Source organism: Pseudomonas sp. PA-4-8C, from assembly GCF_021606625.1.
GTDB lineage: Bacteria > Pseudomonadota > Gammaproteobacteria > Pseudomonadales > Pseudomonadaceae > Aquipseudomonas > Aquipseudomonas lactis.
Genome location: NZ_WKCD01000487.1, coordinates 1 through 2,017 on the forward strand (window position 1 = coordinate 1; position 2,017 = coordinate 2,017).

Below are 2,017 nucleotides of genomic sequence, written 5' to 3' on the forward strand. Positions count from 1 at the left end.
GCCCTGGGAGGTTTGCAGGCGCGTGGCGCGCCAGTCGATATCGGTGACACGGCCTTCGGTACCGTCGATGGAGATCCAGTCATCGATCTGGTAAGGCTTGGTGGTATTGAGGACGATCCCGGAAAACACATCGCTCAGGGTGCTTTGCAAGGCCAGGCCGACGATGATCGCCACGGCACCGGAGGTGGCCAGCACGCCCTTGACCGGCAGGTCGAGCACGTAGGCCATGGCGGCGATGATCGCGATGAGGAAAATCACCGCGCCCAGCAGGTCCTGCAACAAGCGCCCGGTATGGCCGACCCGCTGCATCATCACTGCGCCGAGCAACACCGTGAGGGTGCGGGCGGCGAACAACCACCAGCCGATCTGCAGCGCCGTGGCGGCCAGATGCAAGGTGGTGTCATCGGCATAGGGCGCCGCTTGCATGGGGTTCATGCCGTCGTTGAACAGCACGGCGCTGAACACCGCGAAAATCACCAGCCGTGCCGCGAGTTTCCAGTTGGCCAGGTTGGGGGAAATAAGGCGCCACACGGCGATGTCGATCAGGATCAACGCCACGGCGCACAGCATCGGGTGATCAGCGATAAATGAGGGCATCCAGGCGACTCCAGGGCGAATGCCGAGAAGATCGCATGAAATCAGAACCCTGGAAACAAAATGTAGGAGCTGGCTTGCCTGCGATGCAAACACCGCGGTGTATCAGCTACACCAGGGTGATGCTATCGCAGGCAAGCCAGCTCCCACAGGAGGTTGCGGTGAACCGTCAGGCGTGCATTTGCCCGAACTGGCCCGACTGAAAGTCGGCAAACGCCTGGTGAATCTCCTGCTCGGTGTTCATCACGAACGGACCGTGGCCGACGATGGGCTCATCAATCGGCTCGCCACTGAGCAACAGCACCTTGGCGTCCTCGTTGGACTCCAGGGTCAGTTGCTTACCGTCGCGCTCGAACAGCGCCAATTGCCCCTGGCGTGCGACTTCTTCGCCATTGATCAACAACGTGCCGCTGAGCACCACCAAGGCGGTGTTACGCCCGGCGTGCAGGTCCAGCGTGACCGCTTTACCGGCGTTGAGGCGCAAGTCCCACACGTCTATAGGCGTGAAGGTGCGGGCCGGACCTTGAGTGCCGGCAAATTGCCCGGCGATCAGGCGCAGGTGGCCGGCGTCGTTCGCCAGTGGCAGCACCGGAATGTCGCCATCGACGATGGTCTGGTAACCGGCATCCGCCATTTTGTCCTTGGCCGGCAGGTTGACCCACAGTTGCACCATCTCCAGTGCACCGCCGCGACGGGCGAAGTCTTGGGAGTGAAACTCCTCGTGCAGGATACCTTTGGCTGCGGTCATCCATTGCACATCGCCCGGGCCGATTTTGCCGCCGGCACCGGTGGAATCGCGGTGCTCGACTTCGCCGTCGTAGACGATGGTCACGGTTTCAAAACCGCGATGCGGGTGCTGGCCGACGCCACGGCGCTGTTCGGTAGGCGTGAATTCAGCGGGGCCGGCGTGATCCAGCAACAGGAATGGGCTGATGTGCTTGCCCATGGTGTCGTAGGAAAACAACGTGCGTACCGGGAAGCCATCGCCGACCCAGTGGGCGCGGGGGCTGGTGTAGATACCAATCAGCTTTTTCATGGTGTACCTCCAAAGTGAGTACACCTTAAATCGTCTCACCCTTGAACACTAGCCGGCAAAAATGGCCCTGATCGTTCTACATATAGAACGATGCTTTAACCTGTGGGAGCTGGCTTGCCTGCGATAGCGGCCCGCCAGCCTGCGACTATCTACCTGACACCCCAATGATCCTACTGTGGGAGCGGGCTTGCTCGCGAAGGCGGTCTAGCAGTCAACACAGTTGGATTGTGTACATATCCATTGCTGCGGTAACGGCCACCTAGGGTTCCGCCCTGACGGCGGCTCACTTTGCAAAAGCGGCAAAGTAAGCAAAACGCTCTTGCCCCACCACTCGGCACCTCGCTTAGGCTCGGTGTGCCCGTAATCCGCCAGTGATTTGGGGGGCCG

2 protein-coding genes are annotated in these 2,017 nt (G+C 60.9%); both read right to left on the reverse strand.

The features are described from left to right. Window positions 1-597: mechanosensitive ion channel domain-containing protein (locus GIW04_RS30270; protein ID WP_236479570.1), on the reverse strand; the 597-nt coding region annotated here is incomplete at its 3' end. A 166-nt stretch (window positions 598-763) separates the two neighbouring features. Then, the gene (locus tag GIW04_RS30275) at window positions 764-1,630 is read right to left on the reverse strand and encodes a pirin family protein (protein WP_034135370.1); all 867 of its coding nucleotides are present in this window, start codon (window positions 1,628-1,630) and stop codon (window positions 764-766) included. Window positions 1,631-2,017 lie beyond the last annotated feature (387 nt).